The following is a 23,734-nucleotide window of genomic DNA, read 5'->3' on the forward strand; positions in this document are numbered from 1 at the left end:
ACCTTGTGGGTTGGTTCTAAACCCTGATGTTATGTCGCTTTATATCATGTCTGCCATTTATATTCTGGCGGGGATCTGGCATTTTGTTCGCCCGAAATTTTACTTGTACATCATGCCGCCTTACCTGCCCGCTCATCAGGCGCTGGTGTTCTGGAGTGGCGTGGCCGAGGTGCTGGTGGGCGTTGGGTTGCTGTTTCCGGCCACGCGCGTGTGGGCAGCCTGGGGCCTGATCGCCCTGCTGATCGCCGTATTTCCAGCGAATTATTACATGGCCGTAGGCGAGAAATTCCAGCAAATGTCGCCCTGGCTACGGTGGGGGCGGTTACCACTTCAAGGGCTCCTTATCTGGTGGGCGTATCAGTTCACGAAATGAGTCGGGAACGTCGAATCGGCTGGTTGAAAACTTATCCGTTTATGTCAGGTTAGTATAACGAATAGGAATTTTCCAGACTGTTTATGAACCGATTACACGCTATCCTTTATACCGTTGGCGCTTCCCTTGCTGGTCAACTTGCGCATGGTCAACCGTTGGCTGCGTCGGCAGCCGAGCGCCTGCAGTTTAGCCAGGATCGATACAATCACACCCGAACATTGGGGTTGACGTTGGGCGGCTACGCGCTGGCTAATCTGGCCGTGAGCGGGGTTGCCATTGGTCAATCGTCGGGTGAGACCAAGTACATTCACCAGATGAACCTGTACTGGAACGCCGTCAATCTGGGGATTGCCGGTCTAGGCCTGTTGGGCTTACGCAAGCAGCATCCTGAATCGGAAACGCTGGGCGAGGCTGTACAAAAGCACAACTCGATGAAGCAGACCCTGCTGTTCAACGCAGGGCTCGACGATGGGCGTGGGCATAACGATTCCCATCCGGTAGCAATCAGGGTTTCGTCTGTTATTTTCGCAGGAAGTTTTTTTGACAGGATTTACATGATTAACAGGCTTTTCTGTTTGTTTCGGAGTAACTAAAACAAACAGAAAAGCCTGTTAATCATGTAAATCCTGTCAAAAAAACTTCCCCAAGTACTTAATCAACCAGCCGACGTTTATCGTCATCTTCTGAATGCCGCAACCCAAACGCGCCAGTGAATCGCATACCATCATGACCGAGATGGTGCTACCCAACGATACCAATACGCTCAACAACCTGATGGGTGGACGACTGCTCCACTTCATGGATATTGCCGCCGCCATTGCCGCCCAAAAGCACTCAAACCGGATTGTGGTGACGGCTTCGGTCGACAACGTATCGTTTGCGGAGCCCATTAAGCTGGGCAACATTGTGACTATGAAAGCGCAGGTGACCCGGGCATTCAGTTCATCGATGGAAGTGTTTATCGAAGTGTGGGCCGAAGATATTCCGGCGGGCGTTCGGGTTAGTACCAACAGCGCCTACTACACCTTTGTGGCCGTTGACCAGAGCGGACGCCCCATCGAAGTGCCGCCCGTGATTGCTGAAACTGATGATGAAAAAGCCCGGTACGAATCCGCGCTCCGCCGTCGGCAACTGCGCCTTGTGCTGGCCGGTCGAATGAAACCTCAGGAAGCCACTGAGCTTCGTGCTTTACTGGAAATGTAAACTGGATGGGGGATATGGGATTGGGGATTTGTTGCTGACGCACGCCTATTCTTGCGTCAGCAACAAATCCCCAATCCCATATCCCCCATCCAGTTTATGCCATTTTGAATCCATCGCCGAGGGCGAAAATGGTTTTCAGGCATTGCGCCGTCAGGATGGCGTCTTCCAAGGCGTTGTGGAATGAATCTTCCCGCTCGAAGCCGAAGTGGGCGGCAATGGCGGTCAGGCTCAGGCTTTTGGGCGTGGGTTTGCCATTCTTCTGCAACACCCGAAATACAAAATAACTGAGCGTATGCAGATCGACCAGCGTACGGGAGAAGGGCCATTTCAGCTTCTCGTCAGTGTAAGCCTGCTTCAGGAAATTGATGTCGTGCATCACGCTCTGTCCGCAGATGGTCACATTCCGCAGAAAGGGCGTTTTGTCGATTTGATTGGGTGGAACACGAATGGACAGTTTCTCGCAAATCCAGTTCTCAAACGCCGGGATAACGTCGTAGATCATGGGTGCGTCGTCGAGATCGGCCAGGGAGAGGTTGTGGACTTTTTCGGCCGAGGCAGTGAACGCTTCTGCATTCTCCGGGTACACGTTGGTCAAATACTGCCCTTTCTCAACCCAGTTATCATCAAACAGAACAGCACCCAGTTGGATGATTTCGTTATAGCCCGGCTCGGGGCCAGACATTTCCAGGTCCAGTACTAAAAAAGGCATTGGTGTTCGTCAGCGTTTAGGCTGAGATAAAGTAAAACAGATCAACAAAAGTAAAAAAGTGTGATGGATTCACTGAACTATTTATAACTGAGATCGTTTTGTTTGTACATACAAATATTGTTAACCACTAACCAGTTTATCATCATGCATTACGTTATTACGGGGTCGTTGGGCCACACGGGTAAGCCAATTACAGAAGGGCTTCTACAGGCTGGCCACACTGTTACGGTATTGACTAGTAAGCCCGAAACAGCCGCTAAAATTGACGCATTGGGTGCTAAAGCAGCCGTTGGCGATGTGTCAGATGCTTCTTTCGTCACGGCTGCGTTCGCTGATGCCGACGCGGTGTACCTCATGGTTCCTCCCAAAATGGACACGACCGACTGGCGGGGTTATCACAATCAGGTAGGCGATAACTACGTGGCGGCTATCAAAGCCAATGATATCCGGTTTGTCGTAATGCTGAGCAGCATAGGCGCGCACAAAGGGCAGGGAACTGGACCCGTGGACGGCTTATATGATCTTGAACAGAAGCTAAAAACGGTAGATGGCTTGAATGTCAAGGCATTACGCCCATCGTACTATATGCAAAACCTGTTTGGCATGATCGGTATGGTGAAAGGAATGGGCATCATGGGTGCCAACTTTGGGGATGAGCCGCTTGCACTGGTCCATACCAATGACATTGCTGAAGCAGCCCTTGAGGAGCTTCTTCGTCTCGATTTCACTCGTTTCCAGGTACGTTACATTGCTGGTGATGAAAAAACAGGCCCCGAAATCGCCCGGATTTTGGGCACTGCTGTTGGTAGGCCCGAAACACCCTGGATCGTATTCCCGGATGATCAGAATAAGCAGGGTATGCTTCAGGCGGGCCTGAACGAGGAGGTCGCCAGCAACTACACCGAGATGGGCGCTTCCCTGCGCGATGGCTCCATGCAGGCCGATTATGTGGCCAACCGACCACCTCTGAGCAAAACCAAGCTCGAAGATTTTGCTCAGAATGAGTTTGCCCCCGCCTTTCAGGCATAGAAGTGAAAAGGCGAGCCGGGTCTGGAAAATTGTTATGGTTTTGCTGATGCAGGACTAGCAGACTGTCCAGACCCGGCACTATGCCGCCCAATACACCTTTCCACTTTTTACCTGTACCTTTGCGCTGCGTTACAACGACCCGGGTCGTCTTATCGCCTCGCTTTCGGGCGGGGAGGAAAGTCCGGACAGCATAGAGCACCCTACTTCCTAACGGGAAGGCGGGCGGCGGGTAACCACCGTTCGACAGCCAGTGTCACAGAAAAGATACCGCCGAAACAATGGTCAATTATCAATTACTTTTTAGTGTAAACAGATAATTGTTCATTGATAATTGACCATTGTTTCGGTAAGGGTGAAAAGGGGGTGTAAGAGACCACCGCGCGCTGGGCGACCAGCGGGGCAGGATAAACCTTAGGGGCTGAAAGACCAAATATGTACCGGATGCGGGGCTGCTCGTCTCCATTTCTGCCTGCAAGGGCAGCGTGCCGGTACGGGTAGGTCGATAGAGGGAGTCGGTGACGGCTCTCCCAGATAAATGGTAAGACGGTCCGACGCGCCCACGGGTACGGTCGGGCCGACAGAATCCGGCTTATAGACTCGGGTCGATGTAGCGTTTTTCTAGTTTACTGTTTTCTGTTGCTCCGCTTGTACAGCACGTACCTGAGCGGAGCAACAGAAAACAGTAAACTTTTTTTTGTACCTTTGCGGCCATGTTTCACCCGGGGGACGAGCTCCCCCCATGGAAAGACGAGTTCTTTCCGGGTATTAAAAACTCCAGACAATGGCAGTTAAAATTCGCTTAGCGCGTCGTGGACGCAAACGTATGGCTATCTATGATATCGTAGTAGCTGAGTCAAAATCACCACGCGACGGTAAGTACATCGAGAAAATCGGTTCGTACAACCCAAACATTGACCCTGCCCGCATCGTGTTGCAGGCCGACCGTGCCGTTCACTGGCTGATGGTTGGTGCGCAGCCATCAGATACCACCCGTTCGATTTTTTCGCACGAAGGTATCATGCTGAAGAAACACCTTCAGGTGGGTGTTGTAAAAGGCGCTATCACGCAGGAAGCAGCCGACGAGAAATTTAACGCCTGGAAAGACGATAAAGCCAATCGCGTAGCTGGTACTGCCGACACGAAAGATCAGGCGAAAGACAAAGCCCGTCAGGATCGTCTGGCCGCTGAACAGAAGGTGAGTGCTGCCCGTGCCGAAGCCATTGCGGCCAAGTACAAAGTGGAAGAGCCTGTAGTGGAAGCACCTGCTGAAGAAGCCCCTGCGGCCGAAGAAGCACCGGTAGCTGAAACCGCTACTGAAGAAGCGCCAGTAGCTGAGACGGCTGCTGAAGAAACGCCAGTTGCTGAAGCGCCCGCTGCCGCAGACGTACCTGCAACTGACGAACCGGCTGCCTAATCCGCATTCATGTCAATGCAAAAAGCCTGTTCAACCGAGCAGGCTTTTTTTGTAGAAAAAGAAGTTAATAAAAATAAACTGTTTTAGGTTTCCCGGTGTAACCCCCAACGCCCTAAAGGGGGCTAATGCTCCGCCGGCTGGTTTAGCTCCCTTTAGGGCGTTGGGGGTTACGCCGGGAAACCTAAAACTTCTTTCAAGCATGACCAAAGACGATTGCTTTCAACTGGGGCATATTACCAAGACGCACGGGCTGAACGGAGAAGTGGTACTTTTTCTGGATGTAGATGACCCGTCTGAGTATGAGGACCTTGACTCGGTACTGATCGAAATACGGGGCGAACTGACGCCTTATTTTATTGAATCCTCCTCGATCAACCGCGACCGGGCTATTCTGGCGCTGGAGGACGTGGAAACACTTGAAGAGGCCAAAAAGCTAATAAACTGCCCGGTTTGGCTCCCACTCGATAACCTGGAAGCGATAACCGATCCCGACCGGTTTTACTACCACGAGATTATTGGCTACCAGATTGTTGACGAAACAGAAGGGCCACTTGGAACGGTTACCTCTGTAATGGCGATGGCCACGCAGGACCTGATTGCGATGCAGTATCGTGGGCAGGAAATGCTGATTCCTATCAACAGTGCCATTGTGAAAACAGTAGACCGGGAAGCCAAAAAGCTGAACGTCGACCTACCAGAGGGTCTGCTGGAGGTATACCTGACCGATGCCGGTATTCCCGACGATGCCGAAGCGGACCTCCCCGTTGATGGTGACGCCGACTATGACGATGATAAAGCCTGATTGAGCCATGCGGATTGACATTATTACCTGCCTGCCGAGGCTGCTCGACAGTTTTTTTGGCCACTCTATTTTGCAACGGGCGCAGCAGGGCGGGCATGTCGAAGTCCTCGTGCACGACCTCCGCGACTATACCGCCGATAAACACCGGCGCATTGATGATTATCCGTTTGGCGGGGGGGCAGGTATGGTCATGCAGATCGAACCTATTGCGAAGTGCATCCGCACACTCCAGGCCGAACGTACCTACGACGACGTAATTTACATGACTCCCGACGGCGAGCGGCTGGCGCAGCCGCTGGTTAACCGGCTGTCGCTGGCCCGGAATCTGATTATCCTTTGTGGCCATTACAAGGGCGTCGACGAGCGGGTTCGGGAGCATTTTATTACGCGCGAAATAAGCATTGGCGACTACGTACTGTCGGGTGGCGAACTGGCCGCAGCGGTATTATCCGACGCCCTTATTCGCCTGATCCCCGGTGTGCTGGGTGATGAAACGTCGGCCCTGACCGACTCCTTTCAGGATGATCTGCTGGCTCCGCCCATCTACACCCGCCCCGCCAGTTTCGAGGGGTGGAACGTACCCGAGATTCTACTGTCGGGCCACGAAGCGATGATCGACAACTGGCGCTACGAGCAGGCACTGGCACGTACCCAGGCGCGGAGGCCTGATCTGTTGGGCGAATAAATATAGTTTAAGGTCTAATGTTCAAGGGTCAAAGTTGCTCTGCTAAAACACGACTCCGTTAGCTAGCGGAGCGACTTTAAACATTGAACATTGAACCTTGGACCTTCAAAAACATGAACTGTCAACAACGAATAGCTGCTTTTGTAAAACTCGGTGACGTGCTCCGCGACCCTGCCCGCCGGGCAGATCGGGAAGAAGCAGCGTACCGAGCCAATTCTAAAAATAACTGGTTCAACCCGGAGAATGTACAACGGGCGCTGGATGCCATTGCGCAGCGTATGCTTACCCATGATGCCCTTACAGAGTGGACGAGTCACTATCCGGCCGAACCCGCTTTGCCCCGGTGGGTGGGTGTGGTGATGGCAGGCAATATTCCGGCAGTTGGTTTCCACGATATGTTGTGCGTACTGATCAGTGGCCATAACCTGCTGGCTAAGCTCAGTAGCCTGGATGAACTGTTGATGCGCTACCTGATTCACACGCTGAAAGAAGTTGAACCAACCTTTGCCGAGCGCATCAAAATTGTGGACCGCCTGAACGAGGCTGATGCATTTATTGCGACAGGCAGCGATAACACCGCCCGTTATTTTACCTACTATTTCGCCAAGAAACCGAACATCATCCGGCATAATCGCTCGTCGGTGGCCGTGCTGACGGGCGACGAAACGACGGAGCAACTGGCCCTGCTGGGCGACGACATACTGACCTATTTTGGCCTGGGCTGCCGGAACGTATCGACACTGTTTGTGCCTGCTGATTACGACGGGCACCCCTATAGTTTCACGCCATTGCTGCATACGCTTGAACCACGGTCAACTGAGTTCTTAAGCCAGCATAAGTACTCCAACAACTACGACTACAACCGGTCTATCTACCTGGTAAACCGCGTTGAGCACCTGGACAATGGGTTTCTGATGATCACCGAGCAGCCGGGGCTGGTATCGCCCATTTCGGTGGTCTACTACCAGACCTATCAGAGTCTTGATCACCTGAAAACACTGCTGGCGGGGTACGCCGACAAAATTCAGGTGGTGGCCTCGGCCAATGGCTGGTATGCCGGGTCAGTGCCATTCGGGCAAACGCAGTTTCCGGGCCTGATGGACTACGCCGATGGCGTGGATACGATGCAATTCCTGACCTCTATTCCTTAACAGTCAGCCAATTACTTGGTGGCCAAATAAGGGGAGTAACAAACAAAATGTGTAGTTTTAGGGTAGTTGCTGCCGCCTAACCTAGCTACACCATGTTTGTCTGGTCAGTTTCGTACCTGCCATTACGCCTGTTCTTAGACGGTATGCTGGCGATGATGGCCCTCTACGGGCTGTTATCGTATGTGCAGCACCGGAAGGTGATCTACTGGCAGTACGCACTCTACATTGTGTGCATGGTCATCACCTTTCGCATCGACGATCAGGAGTACACGCGGCAAGCCTATCAGCCGGGGGTAAACTACCTGGTTACCCTGCTTGAGTCGACGGCCTTTCTGCTCTACATCCGGTTTGCCATTCTGCTGATGGACATGCCACGCAACGATCCCTGGAGTTATCGACTGTTACGGGTAATGATCTGGCTGCTGGCTGGCCATTTGCTGCTCGATACCCTTCTTTGGGGGCTGGGTACGTCGCCGGGTATTCGGTCGGGGCTATACGTGGCGAATCGAACCCTGTTGGCTATGGGTGCCCTGATCGTCGTTCCACGGGTGATCCGGCTGAGGCAGGATGTCATGGTCTATTTCATTGTAGGCTCGTTTTTCTTCGTAATGGGCTGCCTGATTGCCCTGGGCGTAAACTACGTACCCAGCCTCTTCACGCGCGACCTGACCAACGCCGCCACCTTTCCGGTGACGTATATGCAACTGGGCGTTGTGCTCGAAGTGCTTTGTTTTACGATGGGTATGTCGTTGGTGAACAAGCAGGTAGACGATGAGCGGCTGAGTGTACAGGCCAAACTGATTCTGCAACTGGAAGAAAATCAACGCAAGCAACAGCAACTAGAGCGCATCCGGGCCGACATTGCCCGCGACCTGCACGACGACATCGGCGCTGATCTCAGCAGTATCAGCATGCTGAGTCTGGCAGCCGAGCGGCAGGTGAGCCAACGGTCTGAACAGGCGTTGGCCACCCTTAAACTTATTGGCGAGTCGGCCCGGCAGGTGTTGGCCACCATGCGGCAGATTGTCTGGAGCCTGACCGAAACCCCCGCTACGGGCGATGCATTTGCGAACCGGTTTAGTGAGATTGCGCACGCGCTGTTCGAGCATCAGGATGTTGAATTACACCTCGATTTTCCCCCACTGTCGGCTGGTAAGGTTGTTTCACCTGAAGTGAAAAGGGCTGTATTTTTAACGTACAAAGAGCTGTTGCATAACGCCTTACGGCATGCCAAAGCCCATTCTATTTACGTGAAGTTAAAAGTACATAACGAAGCACTTTCGCTCACGGTCACCGACGATGGTATTGGCTTTTCTGCCGAACAGGTCGGATTTGCTGGCAACGGCCTGCGAAGCCTGCAACAGCGGGCTAACGATCTGGGTGGGCAGTTTACCATCCGGTCAGCGCCGGGCGAGGGGGCCAGCCTGACCCTCACCTGCCCGTTAGCACTGCCTGTTCAGGCCACTAGCCCGCCCGTGTAAGGTGTACGGCTAGTGGCCTGAACAGGTGTGGTACTGGCATGATTTAACAGACTGCCTTAATTGGGAACAAAGACTAACTCTGGCAGGCCGATGAGGTAGTTTTGGTCACTAGTTACCTGTGTTGTCGGAAATACGGCAGCGGAACCAGTAGTAAGGTAAAAGCCTGAAAGCAGCAGATTACCAGCAACGATGGGGTATACACTACCGCCCTGTACCCGCTTATAAAGCGCATACTTCCGATTGGCCCCCGCCGACTGGTTATTCACGCTGACCATGTACCGGCTGTCTTTGGTAACGGCCAACGGATCAATCGTTTCAAGGGTGAGCTTATCGGGGGTCGATTGCTCAATTGTAACCTGACGTAAGACGGCTTTAGTTGTAAAATTCCAGAGAGTTACCCGGTAACTCCCTGCATCGGTAAGCTTACAGCCTAATTTGGTGATTTTTCCATCGACAGAAGGGCTAAAAGCCGTGCCTAACTCAAATGCATTATTGTTTGCCGAGCTGGAAAAGGTTAGCGAACTACTACCGGTTAAAGCGGTGAAAGGCGTTTCTTCGGGTTTGACGGTCTCCGTCGTTTTAGTACAACCGCTCAAGCTGTAGAGCAGAACAAACAGGGCAATTGAGTACGCTAACTTTGGGCAGATCATAGTCGTGTTCATGGAATGGACTGAGGCGATGAGCCATTTTATAAGGTGTAAAACAGAGTTGAGGAAAAAGACTTCGCGCGTCGCCAGTGCCACTGATGAGACGCAGAGCCAGGTCACTGATCTGTCCGATGTGTTGCCAGGCGCTCGGCTGGGTACGTAGGAAGCAGTTGTAGCAGCCGCTCGTTGAGCCGGTCGACAACAGCGCGGCGACGAATATTGAGGCGCGTGTTGGCCAGGGTGTCGGTACGGAGTAGTTGTTGCTGATCGGTATAAAACCGGATGAGCGTGGGGGTTTTCCGGTCCGGTTGGTCTTCAACTACCCAGAAGCCACCTTCTGGTGGTGGTGGTGGCTGACGAAGGCGGGCCTGCATCAGGCTTATGTGCCTTTCGATAGGTAAACCCTCAGCCGGCGGTACTGGATCGAGTTGTTGCGCCAGCCCGGAACTGGTAATGGCCAGGCAGCAGAGCAGCAGTAGGGGGCCAGCTTGTGGAGGTTGGTATACGGGATGAGGGCCCACTGCCAAATTCCGTCGGGCAGTGGGCGTGGGTAGGAAACTGTTCATGGGGTGGATTGAGGCGGAAAGCCGATTTGTTTACCCCAAAGTTCATACCCTGTTGCTGACTATACTATCCCATGAAGGGGGGACGTGGAAACTACGTAGCTGTTGCCAGAACTACGTACCTGAGCCATCAGGGACGGTATTTAGACACGGCTTCAACCACCGAATGCACGTGCAGTTTCTCGTAGATACGCTTAATGTGGGTACGTACCGTTTCGATGCTGATAGCCAGTTCGGCGGCCACCAGTTTGTAGCTTAGTCCCTGCGCCAGGTAATGCAACACCTGACTCTCGCGACTGGTAAGCTGGTCGAGGTCAGCCGATTGAGTAGCTTTGGCAGGGAAGGTTTGAATCACGCGCCGGGCAATGCTGGGCGTCATGGGTGCTCCACCCGCGTACACCGATCGGATGGCGTCGATAATCTGGTCGGGTGTTGTTTTCTTTAGCAAATAGCCCGCTGCGCCCGCACAAAGGGCACGGAATACCCGGTCATCATCGTCGAACACGGTCAGCATCAGCACCTCCACGGTTGGAAAGTCGCGGTGTAGGCTTGTCACGGCCTGAATACCGTCGCGACCAGGAAGGTCAATGTCCATCAGAATCACATCGGGCTGGTGGCGGTAGGTGTTGTCGTTGGCCTGAATGCAGTCGCCATATGATCCTACTAAAACCAGCTCATCGGTGTCGGCAATTAGCGTACCTAATGCTTCCTGTAGAGGGCGATTGTCTTCATAAATAGCAACTCGGATTGGCATAACAGGCGAAGTTAAGTTCACTCAAAAGTAGATAAAGGCACCATAGCGGGCCATACCATAAAGGGGGGATACCCTCCTGTATGGTATGGCCGTTTATTTAACCCGGTGAACCGCCGGGAACCATCAACTGAATGCTGGTGCCTTCACCAATACCTGACCTGATCGCTAGCTGCGCGCCGAGGAGACTGGCGCGGGTCTGCATATTTCTAATGCCATTGCCTCCGCCCGGATTTTGATAATCAGGCTGTTGGGGATTAAAGCCCCGCCCATCGTCCTGGATACTGAGCGTCAGGCCCATGTGGGTACGTTGCAGCGCAGCCCGAACGCGGCTTGCGCCTGCGTAGCGGGTGGCATTGGTCAGGGCCTCTTTGTAGATAAGAAACAGATCGCGGCGTGCCTCTGCCGTTAGCGGGAACGTACCTACATCCTGGTCAATCTGAAGCTGAAAGTCGATGGCTGTATCAGCAAACAAATTGTTTCCGACATCGGTCATGCGGGTAATTACATGCGGCATGGAGTCATGGCTGGGGTTGATACTCCAAACCATGTCGCTCATGGCGTCCATGATCTGCCGGGCTGTGTGGCCGATCTTCTCCAGTGATTTTTTTGTTTTTTCGGGGTCACGGAGCGCGTTGCGCTGGCCCAGCTCACTCATGATGCTGATGCTGCTGAGGTAGCTGCCCATGTCGTCGTGCAGGTCGCGGGCAATACGGTCACGTACCTGTTGCATCCGCGTGAACTGGCGGATCCGGTAGCGGTAGAAAAGATACATAAGCACCCCAAATACAGACAAACCATACCCAAACAAAGCAGGTGCGAACCACCAGCGTTGCCACAGGGCATTCTCTATCAGAAAGCGGTGCCGAACCAACGGAGGCTGGGTATACCTGCGCACCTCAAACTGGTATTCATCGCCCGACAAGTTATGGTAGCATAACCGGGTTGTGCTTGTTATTGGCTGCCACTCCTGTTTTCGATTCTGCCAAAAACGATACGAGTACCCCGTAGCAGAACCGGGTAATACCAGATCGATTTGTAGTGTATTTTCCCGAGCAGGAATCAACGATTGCTCATTAGCGGCCCAACTCGATGCGGACAGGACACTCCCATTGACAACCACCGTCAGGGATTGGCCATAGCTATACTGGGCGGCTGACCCAGTCGCAAAAAGGAGGTAGACTACCCATCGTGCCCTATACCGATGTAGCCTGGGCCACCCTTTTGCTGGCCAGGCTCGTATGGGCTTTTGTAATCCAAAAAGCATACGCATAACCAGTATGTGCCAAAAAAGCACTCAGAAACATCAGGTCGTAGGCCCGCAGGGTGAGGGTCATTGAATAGCTCATCAGCGCGGGAAGAAACAAATACAGCGGAATGGCTATCAGGCTGATCAGTAGCAGGCAAAGGCTAATCACAAACATCGGATGGCGCCGTAACGAGGCCACCCGATCACTGGCCAGCAGGGAATTCAGGTACACCGTCAGGAGGACGATGGCACCGGCACATTCCAGTGCGGCAACATAGCTGTTGCCTTGTTGCTGAAGTCCTTCGTACCAAAGCCAGTCGGCCAGCAACACCAGGAGCATAACCGGAGCAAAGGCCCAGGCCACCCGCTTCCAGGCCAGCGAAGGCATCAGGGGGGCGTACATCAGGCTCATGACCACGGCATCTATGCCTGTTTCGATGAAAAACAGGTAGGTGTTATTCGATTTGGAAAGCCATTGTGAATACAATACAATGACCAACCCAACTGTTTCCAGCGCGGCAAACAGGCGTACCGGCCCCAGCAGGTAGGAGTACCGGTACGCGGCAACCCCCACCGAAGCGATTCGCGAGTAGCGCCCCAGGTTCATGATCAGATAAGACAACGACGTGGTCATGAGTTTACCAGTTGATACTAGTCTGTAGACGTGGTGACAGGGGGGACAAACGGCGGATTGGGGTAGGTAGCCGGGTCAGGCTGTTGCACCACCGATTCTACCCCTGCCAGGTAAACAACATCGCTCATCTGCCCGAAATGCCCGTCAATGCGTGAGCCGTTAGCCAGTATGATGTCGTCAGGCGCATAGCCTGTGGTAGAAAACTGCCCTCTGATCGTGTACACTAGATTGCCTATTGACTGCCCATCGATGGGGTGCTCGGTTAGCCCTAATTGTACCTGAATACCCCGGAAGTCAGTGAACTCGTTATTTAACAGACACATAAGTTGCTCTTTGCCAAGGTAATAGCCGCGGATCAGTAACATGTCTTTCAGTAAATCAGGCGATAAGACGCCGCCCGCCGTGGGGTCATCGCTTGTCAGGACAGTGATCAGCGCCTGGTAATTGGCTTCGTACGTTTTGGCAACGGCAGCAGTGATTTTTTTCAGTCCTGCATCAAACGGCCGATCCATGAAATCGGCACCATCACAACTCATTTTTGGGGTTATCATACTGTTTTTTGTTAACGGTTAGTAAAGTAATGAATGATTCTAGTAGAAAGGTAAGTAGTTTGTTTGCGATTTATTAAATGGAAAATCCGATATGCCAACCTCACCAAATCTGTTTGTTAGCACCGATTCTGAAAATGAAGCGACTATCGTGGTCAAATTTCAGGAAGCCATCTCACTGGCTTTGGTTTTTGACACGGATGCTCCGTACTACCTGCCCGAAAACTTCTTCAAAGCAGCAAGCGTTGCCTGGCATCTGTACGGTCCTTTTAGCGAGTACGTACCCGTAACCGACGATCTGTCGAAATTCTGGAATTTACTCAGCGCGTACGGAGCGAAATTGACGTTCCTGTATGCCGACACGCCACCCATCATGCTACTCGAGCTAGTGCAGCGTGCTCAGCAGCGCGCTGCCGCACTGGATCCAGGCTATGGCAAAACCCACAACATCAGTCCACTGCTCAGGTCGGCTAATCTGTTCACGTATTTCCAGCTTCAATGCCCGGCTGAAAAAGCTGAAGCGCTCGACAACGAATTACAGAATTTCACACCCGGCTATAAGTCAAAATACCCGTTGCTGGAGCTTGCCTACCAGCGGGGAACCTTCGTGCCAGCTTCGGTACCAACCACTCCGGCCCAACTGCCCACCGATTATATGGCGCTGCTTAATCTGACAGGTACGTTGCCCGTGGCGAACCAGGCGCCCATCGGCATCCATATCGTTGATTTTGCCTGGCTTGATCATACAGCGTTCAGAGGGCGGGTAAACTTCGCGCAACAGCCTCAGTTCCCGTCGGTTGTAGCACCGCCCTCCGGCCCTCATCAGCATGGATGCTGGGTGTTGGGCGTTCTGATTTCGCAAGATGCGCCTTTCCGGGGAACGGCTCCACAGGCAGCCGTTAAGCTCTTTTCTGCCTATGCTGGCGGCGCAAATTCGCGAACCCGAATCGATGATGCCCTGGCCCAGGCACTATATGCATCAACACCGAGTGACGTGATCTTACTTGAGCTTGCTTTGGGGAACCTAAGCAGGCACGATGGACGGTTTAGCAATCTCCCGGGCGACTATCCGGTTGAAACTGATCAGGCTTGCTACGATCTGATTTGGTTCGCCACCCACGAACTCGGATTAACGGTTGTTGAGCCAGCCGGTAATGGATCAACGGATCTGGACCTGCTCGACGCGTTTCTTTTGTCGAAAGGACGTGTCGATGAGCGGGTACAGGCCGACTTTGACAAACCCACGCTAAGCCCCGGCACCAGTAGCCTATCCTTCACGGAAAGGTCAGTTATACACCGCGCCCGTTACCTCTCGAACAAGCCGCAGACGTCGGCCCGCGCTTCAGCAGATACCGATTCCGGGGCTATTCTGGTTGGTGCTGCCGTGCAACCCAATCACACCGGCGTTTGGCAAAACGGCCGTAATTACGGCAGCCGGGTCGATTGCCTGGCTCCTGGTGAACAGTTGCTCACCACCGATGACGGGAATGGACAAACGCAGGCGTTCGGTGAGACCTCCGGGGCTACAGCACTCGTGGCAGGGTTTATAGTGCAGCTAAAGCAACTGGCTCGCCAAAAGAACCAGCTCATTACACCGGTTCAGGTAAGGGCTGCCATTCGTCGTCAATGCGGCGTTCCCATCACTCAAAATGGCGCAGCCGTATTTCCTGATTTTAAGGCACTTAGTCGAGTACTTCTACCATAATCCTGACAGATGACGCTCTGTAGCGAATTGACGTTGACAAAGTTGCGGGGTCTACTTCTATATCAGTATCCCATAAAAGGGGGATGGACGCAAATCAATGGCGTTGCTGCATTGAACAGTCGCTTTGAGTTGGTCCATAAGGGGAGTATAGCAATCAATCGGGGATGTTGTAGTAGGCTTTAACAGCCTGGTAATCAGAACGGTCGACGCCATCAGTTGCGGTTCGGCCTGACGAGACGCCACCGGTGATGATCACGTAGCGAAATGACTGTGTACTAAGGCTATAGCTGGCTCTTAGCTCAATGCGCCCGACGTAAATTCGCTGGTGTACCGTATAGGGAGTTGTGCCAACTACTTCGGCGTATGGCAGCGATAGCACCCGGCCCCCTTCATTCCAGTAAACGCGGATGTCGGCTTTGTCAAGCACGTCCTGGGTGATTTTAGGTGCCGTAACACTTCCTGTATATACGGTGCCACTGCCCGTAAAGGTTGTCGAAATCCAGGGCGAGTAGAGTACACTTGCCGCTCCGGGATCAACCGGGGTGCTTTTCTGGCAGGCCGTGAGCAGGAGGGCAATAGCGGTGGTAAACAGGAGCATGTTGCGGAAAAGAGCGTTGTTTGTCATGGCAGTTGGCAGCACTGACCGGATTGGTTTAGTTAACTGGTTGTCGGTCGCCGCCACCAAAACTGCTTTTTTTTAGAATAAGCAATAGGCCCGCTCACATAAATCAGGTACTTGTACGCGCCAGCGCAGCGCTTCGCCGCCCAGAAGCCTGAACGCAAAAACAGGTCATACAACATTGTATGGCCTGTTTTGAGTAAAGAAATAAGCTAAAGGAAGAGGGGTTGCACTAGAAGCGAACGGTATGAACAGATAAGTTACGTATTTCTACGTACATCAACATATGTTGGATATATAGTATTTGTTACCCTTACCTACGCAGCCAACGTACCTGAAATGCAGTTGCCGGGTATATAATCTTACTGATAGACACGAACGTAATCAACTTCCATGCGTCGGGGCCAGATCGTTTCGTCTACGCCTTGCTGCCCGCCCCAGGCACCACCAACGGCCACATTCAGGATAAGGAAAAACGGCTGTACGAAGGGCCATTGGGCGGTATTGCTGCCCAGCGCGGCCCTGGTAACGGTGTAATAGACGGTACCGTCAACCAGGAAATCGATTTGGTCGGCTGTCCAGTCAACGGTATACACGTGGAAATCAGACATGGCCGTTGGAATGGTTGTTTGCTGGCCTTTCTGTGTGCCTTTGTTGTGGTTATACGCCTCAGTATGAACGGTTCCATGAATCACGCCGGGGTCGAAACCAACGTGTTCCATGATGTCGATTTCGCCGCATTGTGGCCAGCCTGCGCTCGAGATATTCTTGCCCAGCATCCAGATGGCGGGCCAGGTGCCCCGACCTGCGGGAATCTTTGCCCGGATTTCGAATTTACCGTAGGTCCAGGTAGCGGTGTTCTGCGTGAGCAGGCGGGCCGACGTGTAGGCGTTTCCCTGATACGGTTCTTTTCGGGCCTCGATGATGAGGTTCCCATTCTCGACCCGGGCGTTCTCTTTACGCTCCTTTGTGTAATATTCCAGTTCACTGTTCCCCCAGCCATTGCCACCCACATCGTAGCCCCATTTAGCCGGATCGGGTAAGCCGTCTTTATCAAATTCGTCAGACCAGACAAGCTTGCGTTCTGTGGCTGGAGTTACCACAACGGGCGTATCCGGCAATGGCGGTAAGGTGGGCTGAACAATGGCTTTGTTGCACGCAACAAGCACGGCCAGGATGGTGAGAGGCAGTAAGATGTTCATGGTCAGGAATAGTTGATTAATGGGATAAGCAAATAAACCGCTTATTTACCGAAGGCCCAGGTCAGAAAGTCGGGCATGATAGCGCCCCAGGTACGTTGGTTATGCTCGCCGCCTTCTACCTGTACGTACCTGATGTCGTGCGGGTTGCCAGCCTGCTCGCGCTGCAAGCCTTTCTTTTCCAATTCGTTGATGATGTCCAGCGTATCGTCTATTGAGTCGATAACGCCATTGTTATTCCGGTCGCTGGTTTCGTCATTGGTTCCTGTCTGGAGCCAGAAACGAACGGCCGGTTTCGTTGTACTTTCGCGGATGAGGCTGTGCATGATTCGGTCGGTTTCGTCGTCGTAAGCACTATTGAACTTCTTTTTCCGCCACCAGAACGAACCCGAAAATACGCCAACCCGGCTAAACCGGTCCGGGTGATGAAAGCCAATGTCGAAGGCCGACAATCCGCCCAGCGAAAAACCTGCAATGGCACTCTGCGCGGGATCGGCCGAGACATGATACCGCTTTCGCACGTAGGGCAGTAATTCGGTCAGCACAAAATCGGCGTAGGCACTGGCTTTGCTGCCGCGTTTCATATAATCGGCTTGGGAAGCGGTGCCATATTCCTGAATCCGATCAACGTTGGCGTGCATGGCTACCAGCACGAATGGCCTGATAGTCTGTGCTTTATAGAGCGAATCGAGCACCTCGCTCATGTTCAGCCGGGGGAGGTCCTGGCCGTCGTTGAGGTAAAGCACCGGCCACAGCGGCCCTGTTTCTGAGAAACCGGGAGGCAGCATAATGGTCAGGTGAACGGCACGATTCAGGGGAACCGATACGATGGAATCGTCGGGCAATACCGTCACAGAAGCCGACGGCTGGGCTGCTGCAGAGGTAAGCATAAGCACAAGCAGGGAGGTAAATAGATGTTTCACAGGTGGTAAAGTTCCCACAATTTACCCAATAGTCGGTTCAGCACATCCGGCTTTCGTACTTTTGTGCCATGAAAGAGTCGTACATCAAGTATTATTCACACAGTCTGGGGCGCGATATAGAGATGCTCGTCTACGGTGACTGGGGGTATCCGGTGCTGTTATTCCCAACCACGATGGGCCGTTTTTACGAAGCCCGCGATTTTCAACTCACCGAAGCCATACGGGGTCACGTAGAGTCTGGCCATATTAAACTATACTGTATTGACAGTATAGACCGCGATAGCTGGTATGCCCGGCACCTGCATCCCGGCACCCGAATCTGGAACCACATGCTGTACGACAAGTTCCTGTGCGAAGAACTGGTGCCCTACATTCAACGGGAATGTAACGTTGGCAAGATTGGCGTAGCCGGTTGCAGTTTCGGCGGTTTTCAGGCGTTGAACTTCGCGTTCCGTCACCCCGACCAGGTGGCACATCTGATGTCGATGGGAGCAAAGTTCAATATACGGTCGTTCATGGACGGGTACTACGACGACAACGTGTACTATAACAATCCACCCGACTACGTACCTGGGCTGCAAAACGACCACCTGTACCAGATGCGCATTGTGCTGGGTACGTCGGAATATGACTTTTGCAAAGAGTCAAACATTCAGATGTCGCAATTGTTAGCGGCAAAGGGTATTCCGCACTGGCTAGACATTAAACCGTGGGGCGAACACGACTGGCCTGTCTGGCGCGATCAGTTTCCGCATTACCTGAACGGTATTTAACAGATTAAAAATCAGTAAACCTATTCGGCGATTTCAGTAGATTTTCGCAAATCGTGTCGGTTATCTGTGAAGATTAACTCAATTTGCCCAATCTGTGTGATCCGCTGCGGCGGGTTGATTCAAACAAACAAAAAATCATATGAAAAAAATTGGCATACTCTTCGGCATGGAACGGTCTTTCCCACATGCTTTCGTTGATCGGGTCAATGAAAAACAGTCTGACTTTCAGGCCGAATTCGTCTCCATCGATCGCGTAGAGCAGGGCGTTGCCACCGACTACGCCGTTATCATCGACCGAATTTCGCAGGACGTACCGTTCTACAAGGCGTTTCTAAAGAACGCGGCTCTCTGCGGCACCGCCGTGGTGAATAACCCTTTCTGGTGGAGTGCCGACGAAAAGTTCTTCAATAACGCGCTGGCCGTTCACCTGGGTGTGCCTGTTCCGAAAACAATTCTGCTCCCCTCTAAGGAACGCCCCGATGATACCAAGCATGAGTCGTTCTCGAACCTTCAGCACATGAACTGGGAGTCTATCTTCGCCCGTATTGGCTTTCCGGCGTTCATGAAACCGCACTCTGGCGGTGGCTGGAAAAGCGTCTACAAAGTCGATAATCCAGACGAGATGTTCAAGGCATATGACGAAACCGGGCAGTTGGTAATGCTGTATCAGGAAGCCATCGACTTCACAGACTACTTCCGTTGCTACTGCATTGGCGGTAAAGATGTGCTCATTATGCCCTACGAGCCCCGTAACCCGCACCATCTGCGCTACGCCACCGAGATGAAGACAACCGGCGACGCTGGTAAAAAACTGATGGCTACCATGAAAGACTACGTGTTGAAACTGAATCACGGCCTGGGCTACGATTTCAACACCGTTGAGTTTGCCGTTCGTGACGGGGTGCCTATCGCCATTGACTTCTGCAATCCGGCCCCCGACGCTGATGTTAATTCGGTAGGGCAGGCCAACTTCGAGTGGGTAGTCGAAGCGGCCGCCAACATGGCCATTGAACGCGCCAAACGGGTACAGAAGGGTAAAGACAACCTTACCTGGGGTACGTTCGTCCGTGGCTCGATCGAGGGCACGGGCCTTGTTCAGCCCAAACCGGAGAAGAAAACTCCGCCCGCCGTTGTCGCCGTTGGTGAGCCAGTAAAAGAAAGCAAGCCTAAGAAATCTGAGCGAGGATCGCAGGTGGAGGCCAAATCGGATAAGGTAGCAAAAGAAGACAAGCCTAAGAAGAAAAAATAGGTACGTTTTCCGGGTACGTTCCAACGGTTCCTGTATGGCTCGATGGCTATGCAGGAACCGTTTTTTTGTTGGTTATGTCGTACTGTGAAATCACCAGTCAACAAACGGAAGTAATGCAAATTGGTATTGATAGTTTTGCCTCGGCGATGTTGAGTAATGAGCATGGCACCGTCATCAGTGCGGTAGATGCGATGAGCGAATTGCTCGACCGAATTGAAGCGGCCGATCAGGTTGGGCTGGATGTATTTGGCATTGGTGAGCACCACCGGAAAGAATTTCTGGATTCGGCCCCGGCCATTATTCTGGCCGCAGCAGCAGCCCGGACAAAGCGAATACGATTGACCAGTGCGGTCACCGTATTGAGCGCCGCCGATCCGGTAAGGGTATTTCAAAATTTTGCCACACTGGATCTGATCTCGAAAGGTCGGGCCGAACTGGTTGTTGGTCGGGGGTCGTTTATCGAAGCGTTTCCACTCTTTGGATTTAATCTCCAGGAATACGACGAACTCTTCATCGAAAAGCTTGAACTCTTCCTGGCCATTCGTGAGAACGAGTTTGTCACCTGGTCGGGTCGGTATCGGGCTCCGCTGAAAAACCAGCCTGTTTACCCCCGCCCGTTGCAGAAGCAGATGCCCGTCTGGCTCGGCGTTGGCGGCACACCCGAATCATTTGCGCGGGCAGGTTCGCTGGGGTTACCGCTCATGGTGGCTATCATCGGCGGCGAAACGCATCGGTTCCGTCCGTTGGTTGATATATACCGATCGGCTGGGCAACGGGCCGGGTACGCACCAGATCAACTACAGGTAGGCTTGCATTCGCTTGGGTACGTGGCGCAGACAACTGACGCGGCCGTTGCTGATTATTTTACCGGTTATGCCGAAACCATGACCCGAATTGGCAAAGAGCGGGGATGGCCGCCCGTGACGCGCGCCCAGTTCAACGCGCAGATTGGCCCAAAGGGAGCGTTGCTGGTGGGCGGCCCGGATGAAGTAGCGGAAAAAATCCTGGCGCATAGTGCGGCCCTGGGTGGTATCTCCAGAGTAACGTTTCAGATGGACAATGCCAATCTATCGCACGCAAAGCTCTTGCAGTCGATCGAGCTTATCGGTACCCGCGTAGCGCCGCTATTGAGGAAGTAGGGGAATGGTTGATTGGGGATTGGGGATTGGTAATTGGGGTATTGGATGATTTGGGAAATCGAAGCTTCGACCCGCAGGTACGTTTTCTGCTTCATTTACGGGACAATTCGCGACTGGTACGGGTTTTATGTGTATGAACATGCATACGCTTCATATTGACTTAACGACCCCCGCCCAGGATGACCGACCGGTTTACATTACCGGTAATTTTTGCGGGTGGTCTATTGATAATCAGGCATTCCGGCTTCAGCAGGTTGAGCATGGTCGCTATGCGGTTGACTTGACCGTTGATGAAAACTGGCCTGAGCTGATCGAGTATAAATATTACCGGGGTAGTGAAGGAAGTCTTGAGTTAGATGAACTGGGCGAGCAGACGGCTAACCGTACTGTGGCCCGCGATGAAGCATCCGTTCAGGATGAAGTGCCTTACTGGCAGTGGAATGGGCAACCAATCAATCCGGCGTTTTTACCGATTGAACAAACGCTTTATGTTGAGCTTCCGGGTAGCGACGTACCGCGTCGGGTGCAGGTTGCCCTGCCATATGATTATGAATATAGCGGCGAAGCTTATCCGGTGCTCTACCTCAACGACGGTCAAAATTTACTGGGCGAGGGGGCGGGCTACGGCTCGTGGCTAACCGAGTTTCGGCTGGCGCAGTTGGCAACCCGGCGTCAGCATGGCGTGATCATCGTGGCGATTGACCATGCCGAAGCCAACCGATTAAAAGAGTACACGGTAGAGGCCATAAAACCGAAATTAGGTGGCGGAAGAACGTACCTGGATTTTGTGGTCAAGGTGCTCAAACCTGCGATTGATGCCACTTTTCGAACGCTGCCGGATGCGGCAAACACGGGAATGGGCGGTTCGTCGCTGGGTGGGCTCATTACGGTATGGGCCGGCCTGCTTTATCCAGATATATTCGGGCGGTGGCTGGTTTTTTCACCTGCCCTCTGGATTTCGCCGGGTGTGTACCGGGAGGCAGCCCAACGGAAACTGGCAGCGCATACGAAGGTGTATCTGTACGGCGGCGAGGCAGAATCGAAGTACATGGTCCCCAACCTGAAACGCCTCCAAAGCAACCTGCGCTGCTCCGTTGATGCCTGTGCATTTCTACAGGCGGCGATTGATCCGGCCGGGTTGCATGAAGAAAAACGCTGGAGTGTTGAACTGCCCAGAGCGATTCAGTGGCTGTTCTTCAGCGATTCGGAACCAGCAAACGACGCTACCCAGCGAGAAGAAGAAGTATTGGTAGTTTAATAAAGATGGCTGGCAAAGTTGATCCCTTTAAAACGTAACGGTCTCCGCAGTAGACCTGAAAAGGAGCATTGCGGAGACCGTTATGTTGAAAAGCACTAGTGAGTTGCCGTCTACCCTCGGCAGAAAGCTTCCCATAAGCGCGTGTAAAGCACTTTGGCGTAATCGCGGAGGCCGGTTGCAGACCCATTGATTTCAACGGGCGTAAACCGACGCTGAGCCGACGGAAGCGCTTCAACCCGGATCGACCGTTGGTTTTTGCCACCCGATGTGAGCCGTAGGCCCGCGTCTGGAAGGTCGATATGGCACCTATCTGCCGGTCGGGTCGAGTGTGCAAGCTGATAGGTAAACTGTTGCAGCCGATTTGCATCGAACCAGGTCAAGAGCGGCATTTTCAGCCGATCGGTCTGCCGACCACGCTTACCAACGAAGTGAAGCGACAGCAGCGATCGGTTATTATCGCGCCGGTTTTGTACTAGTACATCTAGTAGCTCAAATGGTGCTGGTTCAGCAGATGTGGAGAGTTCAATGTTCATAGGTTGATGAATCTATTGTTAATAGATAAACTAACAAGAGTAATTTTGGTTTTTCTGAGGCCCAAAACAATATGTATCTAAATTACTAACGTTTCTGCCTATACGTTCACAATCAGTTCGCAAGCGGGTTCGGGTATTTATTCAATGGTCCGCAACAGTATATGCTACAAATTGCCTACGCACCGCTCTACAAACATGAATTACCCGCAAGCCCAACTGGAGAGCCTCACCGCTTTCCGATGCTGAAATACGAGTTAATACATGAGCAGTTATTGTATGAGGGTACCTGTACAGACGCGAATTTCTTCGCTCCGTCACCCGTCGATGACCGGTGGGTATTGGGGGTTCATACACCAGCGTATGTTGACGCCCTGAAAACACAGACGGTCGATGCCCGGATGGTGCGCCGTATCGGCTTTCCAATGTCGCCCCGTCTTATTGAACGGGAGTGGGTCATTACGCAGGGTACGCTTGATTGCACGTACCTGGCCCGGCGCGATGGGGTAGCCATGAACGTGGCCGGTGGCACACACCATGCCTATCCTGACCACGGAGAAGGGTTTTGCCTGCTAAATGACGTAGGTGTAGCCGCTCATCAACTGCTCGAAACCGGCCAGGCCCGCAACATTCTGGTTATCGATCTCGACGTACATCAGGGCAATGGTACGGCGGTGATGTTCCAGCGCGAGCCGCGTGTGTTTACCTTCAGCATGCACGGGAAAGATAACTACCCGCTCAAAAAAGAACAGTCCGATCTGGACATTGCCCTCGCCACAGGTACGTCAGACGAAACGTACCTGAACACGCTGTACGACACGCTGCCCCGTCTGCTGGCTGCACAACAGCCTGATTTTCTGTTTTATGTGGCGGGCGTCGATATTCTCGAAACAGATCGCCTGGGCAAACTGAAGGTGTCTATGAACGGTGTCCGACAACGCGATCAGTTTGTCTTCGAGCAGGCCCAACGGTTTAACCTGCCCATTGTGGTGTCGATGGGTGGCGGCTATTCACCCCGTGTCGCCGATATTGTTGAAGCACACTGCAACACCTTCCGCGTCGCCGCGAACATGTATTTTTAGGTTCAACGTTTAAAGTTT

26 protein-coding genes and 1 other RNA gene are annotated in these 23,734 nt (G+C 52.9%); 16 read left to right on the plus strand and 11 right to left on the minus strand.

The features are described from left to right. Positions 1-31 precede the first annotated feature (31 nt). The 3 genes from ACFE8Q_RS10755 to ACFE8Q_RS10765 all read left to right on the plus strand — a co-directional run bounded on the left by ACFE8Q_RS10755 (position 32) and on the right by ACFE8Q_RS10765 (position 1,576). A complete protein-coding gene (locus ACFE8Q_RS10755; protein WP_375445394.1) occupies positions 32-373 on the plus strand; it encodes a DoxX family protein in 342 nt (113 codons plus the stop codon). An 83-nt stretch (positions 374-456) separates the two neighbouring features. Continuing rightward, complete coding sequence (locus ACFE8Q_RS10760) at positions 457-966, plus strand: DUF6992 family protein (RefSeq protein ID WP_375445395.1); 510 nt, start codon at positions 457-459, stop codon at positions 964-966. 94 nt (positions 967-1,060) lie between these two features. Beyond that, on the plus strand, positions 1,061-1,576 hold the full coding sequence (locus tag ACFE8Q_RS10765; protein WP_375445396.1) for an acyl-CoA thioesterase: 516 nt from the start codon (positions 1,061-1,063) through the stop codon (positions 1,574-1,576). Between the two features lie 94 nt (positions 1,577-1,670). On the opposite strand, the gene ACFE8Q_RS10770 is transcribed toward ACFE8Q_RS10765, so the two are convergent. Further along, the gene (locus ACFE8Q_RS10770; RefSeq protein WP_375445397.1) at positions 1,671-2,285 is read right to left on the minus strand and encodes an exonuclease domain-containing protein; all 615 of its coding nucleotides are present in this window, start codon (positions 2,283-2,285) and stop codon (positions 1,671-1,673) included. Positions 2,286-2,429: 144 nt separating this feature from the next. On the opposite strand from ACFE8Q_RS10770, the gene ACFE8Q_RS10775 reads away from it, so the two are divergent. From ACFE8Q_RS10775 to ACFE8Q_RS10805, 7 genes are all read left to right on the plus strand, one after another. After that, positions 2,430-3,314 carry an NAD(P)H-binding protein gene (locus tag ACFE8Q_RS10775; protein ID WP_375445398.1) on the plus strand — a complete coding sequence of 295 codons (885 nt, stop codon included), beginning with the start codon at positions 2,430-2,432 and terminating at the stop codon, positions 3,312-3,314. 136 nt (positions 3,315-3,450) lie between these two features. Further along, an RNA gene (gene rnpB / locus ACFE8Q_RS10780) (RNase P RNA component class A) lies at positions 3,451-3,922 on the plus strand. A gap of 173 nt (positions 3,923-4,095) precedes the next feature. Next, a complete protein-coding gene (locus ACFE8Q_RS10785) occupies positions 4,096-4,728 on the plus strand; it encodes a 30S ribosomal protein S16 (protein WP_375445399.1) in 633 nt (210 codons plus the stop codon). Between the two features lie 199 nt (positions 4,729-4,927). Next, positions 4,928-5,530, plus strand: a complete 603-nt coding sequence (rimM, locus tag ACFE8Q_RS10790; RefSeq protein ID WP_375445400.1) for a ribosome maturation factor RimM — start codon at positions 4,928-4,930, stop codon at positions 5,528-5,530. 7 nt (positions 5,531-5,537) lie between these two features. Continuing rightward, positions 5,538-6,215, plus strand: coding sequence for a tRNA (guanosine(37)-N1)-methyltransferase TrmD (gene trmD, locus ACFE8Q_RS10795; RefSeq protein WP_375445401.1), 678 nt, complete (start codon positions 5,538-5,540; stop codon positions 6,213-6,215). Positions 6,216-6,328: 113 nt separating this feature from the next. Next, positions 6,329-7,366, plus strand: a complete 1,038-nt coding sequence (locus ACFE8Q_RS10800; RefSeq protein ID WP_375445402.1) for an acyl-CoA reductase — start codon at positions 6,329-6,331, stop codon at positions 7,364-7,366. A gap of 92 nt (positions 7,367-7,458) precedes the next feature. After that, positions 7,459-8,847: a histidine kinase gene (locus ACFE8Q_RS10805; RefSeq protein WP_375445403.1), complete on the plus strand. Its 1,389-nt coding sequence runs from the start codon at positions 7,459-7,461 to the stop codon at positions 8,845-8,847. A 56-nt stretch (positions 8,848-8,903) separates the two neighbouring features. On the opposite strand, the gene ACFE8Q_RS10810 is transcribed toward ACFE8Q_RS10805, so the two are convergent. The 6 genes from ACFE8Q_RS10810 to ACFE8Q_RS10835 all read right to left on the minus strand — a co-directional run bounded on the left by ACFE8Q_RS10810 (position 8,904) and on the right by ACFE8Q_RS10835 (position 13,242). Then, entirely contained in the window at positions 8,904-9,509 is a 606-nt protein-coding gene (locus ACFE8Q_RS10810; protein ID WP_375445404.1) for a DUF4082 domain-containing protein, read from the minus strand. Between the two features lie 101 nt (positions 9,510-9,610). Continuing rightward, a complete protein-coding gene (locus ACFE8Q_RS10815; protein WP_375445405.1) occupies positions 9,611-10,060 on the minus strand; it encodes a hypothetical protein in 450 nt (149 codons plus the stop codon). A gap of 127 nt (positions 10,061-10,187) precedes the next feature. Further along, positions 10,188-10,811 carry a response regulator gene (locus ACFE8Q_RS10820; RefSeq protein ID WP_375445406.1) on the minus strand — a complete coding sequence of 208 codons (624 nt, stop codon included), beginning with the start codon at positions 10,809-10,811 and terminating at the stop codon, positions 10,188-10,190. 97 nt (positions 10,812-10,908) lie between these two features. After that, positions 10,909-11,874 carry a sensor histidine kinase gene (locus ACFE8Q_RS10825; RefSeq protein WP_375445407.1) on the minus strand — a complete coding sequence of 322 codons (966 nt, stop codon included), beginning with the start codon at positions 11,872-11,874 and terminating at the stop codon, positions 10,909-10,911. A 130-nt stretch (positions 11,875-12,004) separates the two neighbouring features. Beyond that, positions 12,005-12,691, minus strand: a complete 687-nt coding sequence (locus ACFE8Q_RS10830) for a hypothetical protein (protein WP_375445408.1) — start codon at positions 12,689-12,691, stop codon at positions 12,005-12,007. A 17-nt stretch (positions 12,692-12,708) separates the two neighbouring features. Beyond that, a complete protein-coding gene (locus ACFE8Q_RS10835; protein ID WP_375445409.1) occupies positions 12,709-13,242 on the minus strand; it encodes a hypothetical protein in 534 nt (177 codons plus the stop codon). A gap of 91 nt (positions 13,243-13,333) precedes the next feature. Between ACFE8Q_RS10835 and ACFE8Q_RS10840 the strand changes: the two genes are divergently transcribed. After that, the gene (locus tag ACFE8Q_RS10840) at positions 13,334-14,944 is read left to right on the plus strand and encodes a S8 family serine peptidase (protein WP_375445410.1); all 1,611 of its coding nucleotides are present in this window, start codon (positions 13,334-13,336) and stop codon (positions 14,942-14,944) included. A 154-nt stretch (positions 14,945-15,098) separates the two neighbouring features. On the opposite strand, the gene ACFE8Q_RS10845 is transcribed toward ACFE8Q_RS10840, so the two are convergent. The 3 genes from ACFE8Q_RS10845 to ACFE8Q_RS10855 all read right to left on the minus strand — a co-directional run bounded on the left by ACFE8Q_RS10845 (position 15,099) and on the right by ACFE8Q_RS10855 (position 17,652). Beyond that, positions 15,099-15,569 (minus strand): collagen-like protein, encoded by a 471-nt coding sequence (locus ACFE8Q_RS10845; RefSeq protein ID WP_375445411.1) that lies wholly within the window; start codon positions 15,567-15,569, stop codon positions 15,099-15,101. Between the two features lie 356 nt (positions 15,570-15,925). Then, positions 15,926-16,765: a family 16 glycosylhydrolase gene (locus tag ACFE8Q_RS10850; RefSeq protein WP_375445412.1), complete on the minus strand. Its 840-nt coding sequence runs from the start codon at positions 16,763-16,765 to the stop codon at positions 15,926-15,928. Positions 16,766-16,806: 41 nt separating this feature from the next. After that, positions 16,807-17,652 (minus strand): alpha/beta hydrolase, encoded by an 846-nt coding sequence (locus ACFE8Q_RS10855; protein WP_375445413.1) that lies wholly within the window; start codon positions 17,650-17,652, stop codon positions 16,807-16,809. A 101-nt stretch (positions 17,653-17,753) separates the two neighbouring features. On the opposite strand from ACFE8Q_RS10855, the gene ACFE8Q_RS10860 reads away from it, so the two are divergent. The 4 genes from ACFE8Q_RS10860 to ACFE8Q_RS10875 all read left to right on the plus strand — a co-directional run bounded on the left by ACFE8Q_RS10860 (position 17,754) and on the right by ACFE8Q_RS10875 (position 22,104). Beyond that, the gene (locus tag ACFE8Q_RS10860) at positions 17,754-18,458 is read left to right on the plus strand and encodes an esterase family protein (protein WP_375445414.1); all 705 of its coding nucleotides are present in this window, start codon (positions 17,754-17,756) and stop codon (positions 18,456-18,458) included. A 139-nt stretch (positions 18,459-18,597) separates the two neighbouring features. Continuing rightward, entirely contained in the window at positions 18,598-19,707 is a 1,110-nt protein-coding gene (locus ACFE8Q_RS10865; RefSeq protein ID WP_375445415.1) for a RimK family alpha-L-glutamate ligase, read from the plus strand. A 113-nt stretch (positions 19,708-19,820) separates the two neighbouring features. After that, entirely contained in the window at positions 19,821-20,846 is a 1,026-nt protein-coding gene (locus tag ACFE8Q_RS10870) for an LLM class flavin-dependent oxidoreductase (protein ID WP_375445416.1), read from the plus strand. Positions 20,847-20,985: 139 nt separating this feature from the next. After that, a complete protein-coding gene (locus ACFE8Q_RS10875; RefSeq protein WP_375445417.1) occupies positions 20,986-22,104 on the plus strand; it encodes an alpha/beta hydrolase in 1,119 nt (372 codons plus the stop codon). 110 nt (positions 22,105-22,214) lie between these two features. Here ACFE8Q_RS10875 and ACFE8Q_RS10880 read toward each other — a convergent pair whose 3' ends face one another. Then, entirely contained in the window at positions 22,215-22,637 is a 423-nt protein-coding gene (locus tag ACFE8Q_RS10880) for a hypothetical protein (protein ID WP_375445418.1), read from the minus strand. A 161-nt stretch (positions 22,638-22,798) separates the two neighbouring features. Between ACFE8Q_RS10880 and ACFE8Q_RS10885 the strand changes: the two genes are divergently transcribed. Beyond that, a complete protein-coding gene (locus ACFE8Q_RS10885) occupies positions 22,799-23,716 on the plus strand; it encodes a histone deacetylase (protein ID WP_375445419.1) in 918 nt (305 codons plus the stop codon). Positions 23,717-23,734: the final 18 nt, after the last annotated feature.

It is taken from the genome of uncultured Fibrella sp., from assembly GCF_964250085.1.
In the GTDB taxonomy this organism is placed as follows: Bacteria; Bacteroidota; Bacteroidia; order Cytophagales; family Spirosomataceae; genus Fibrella.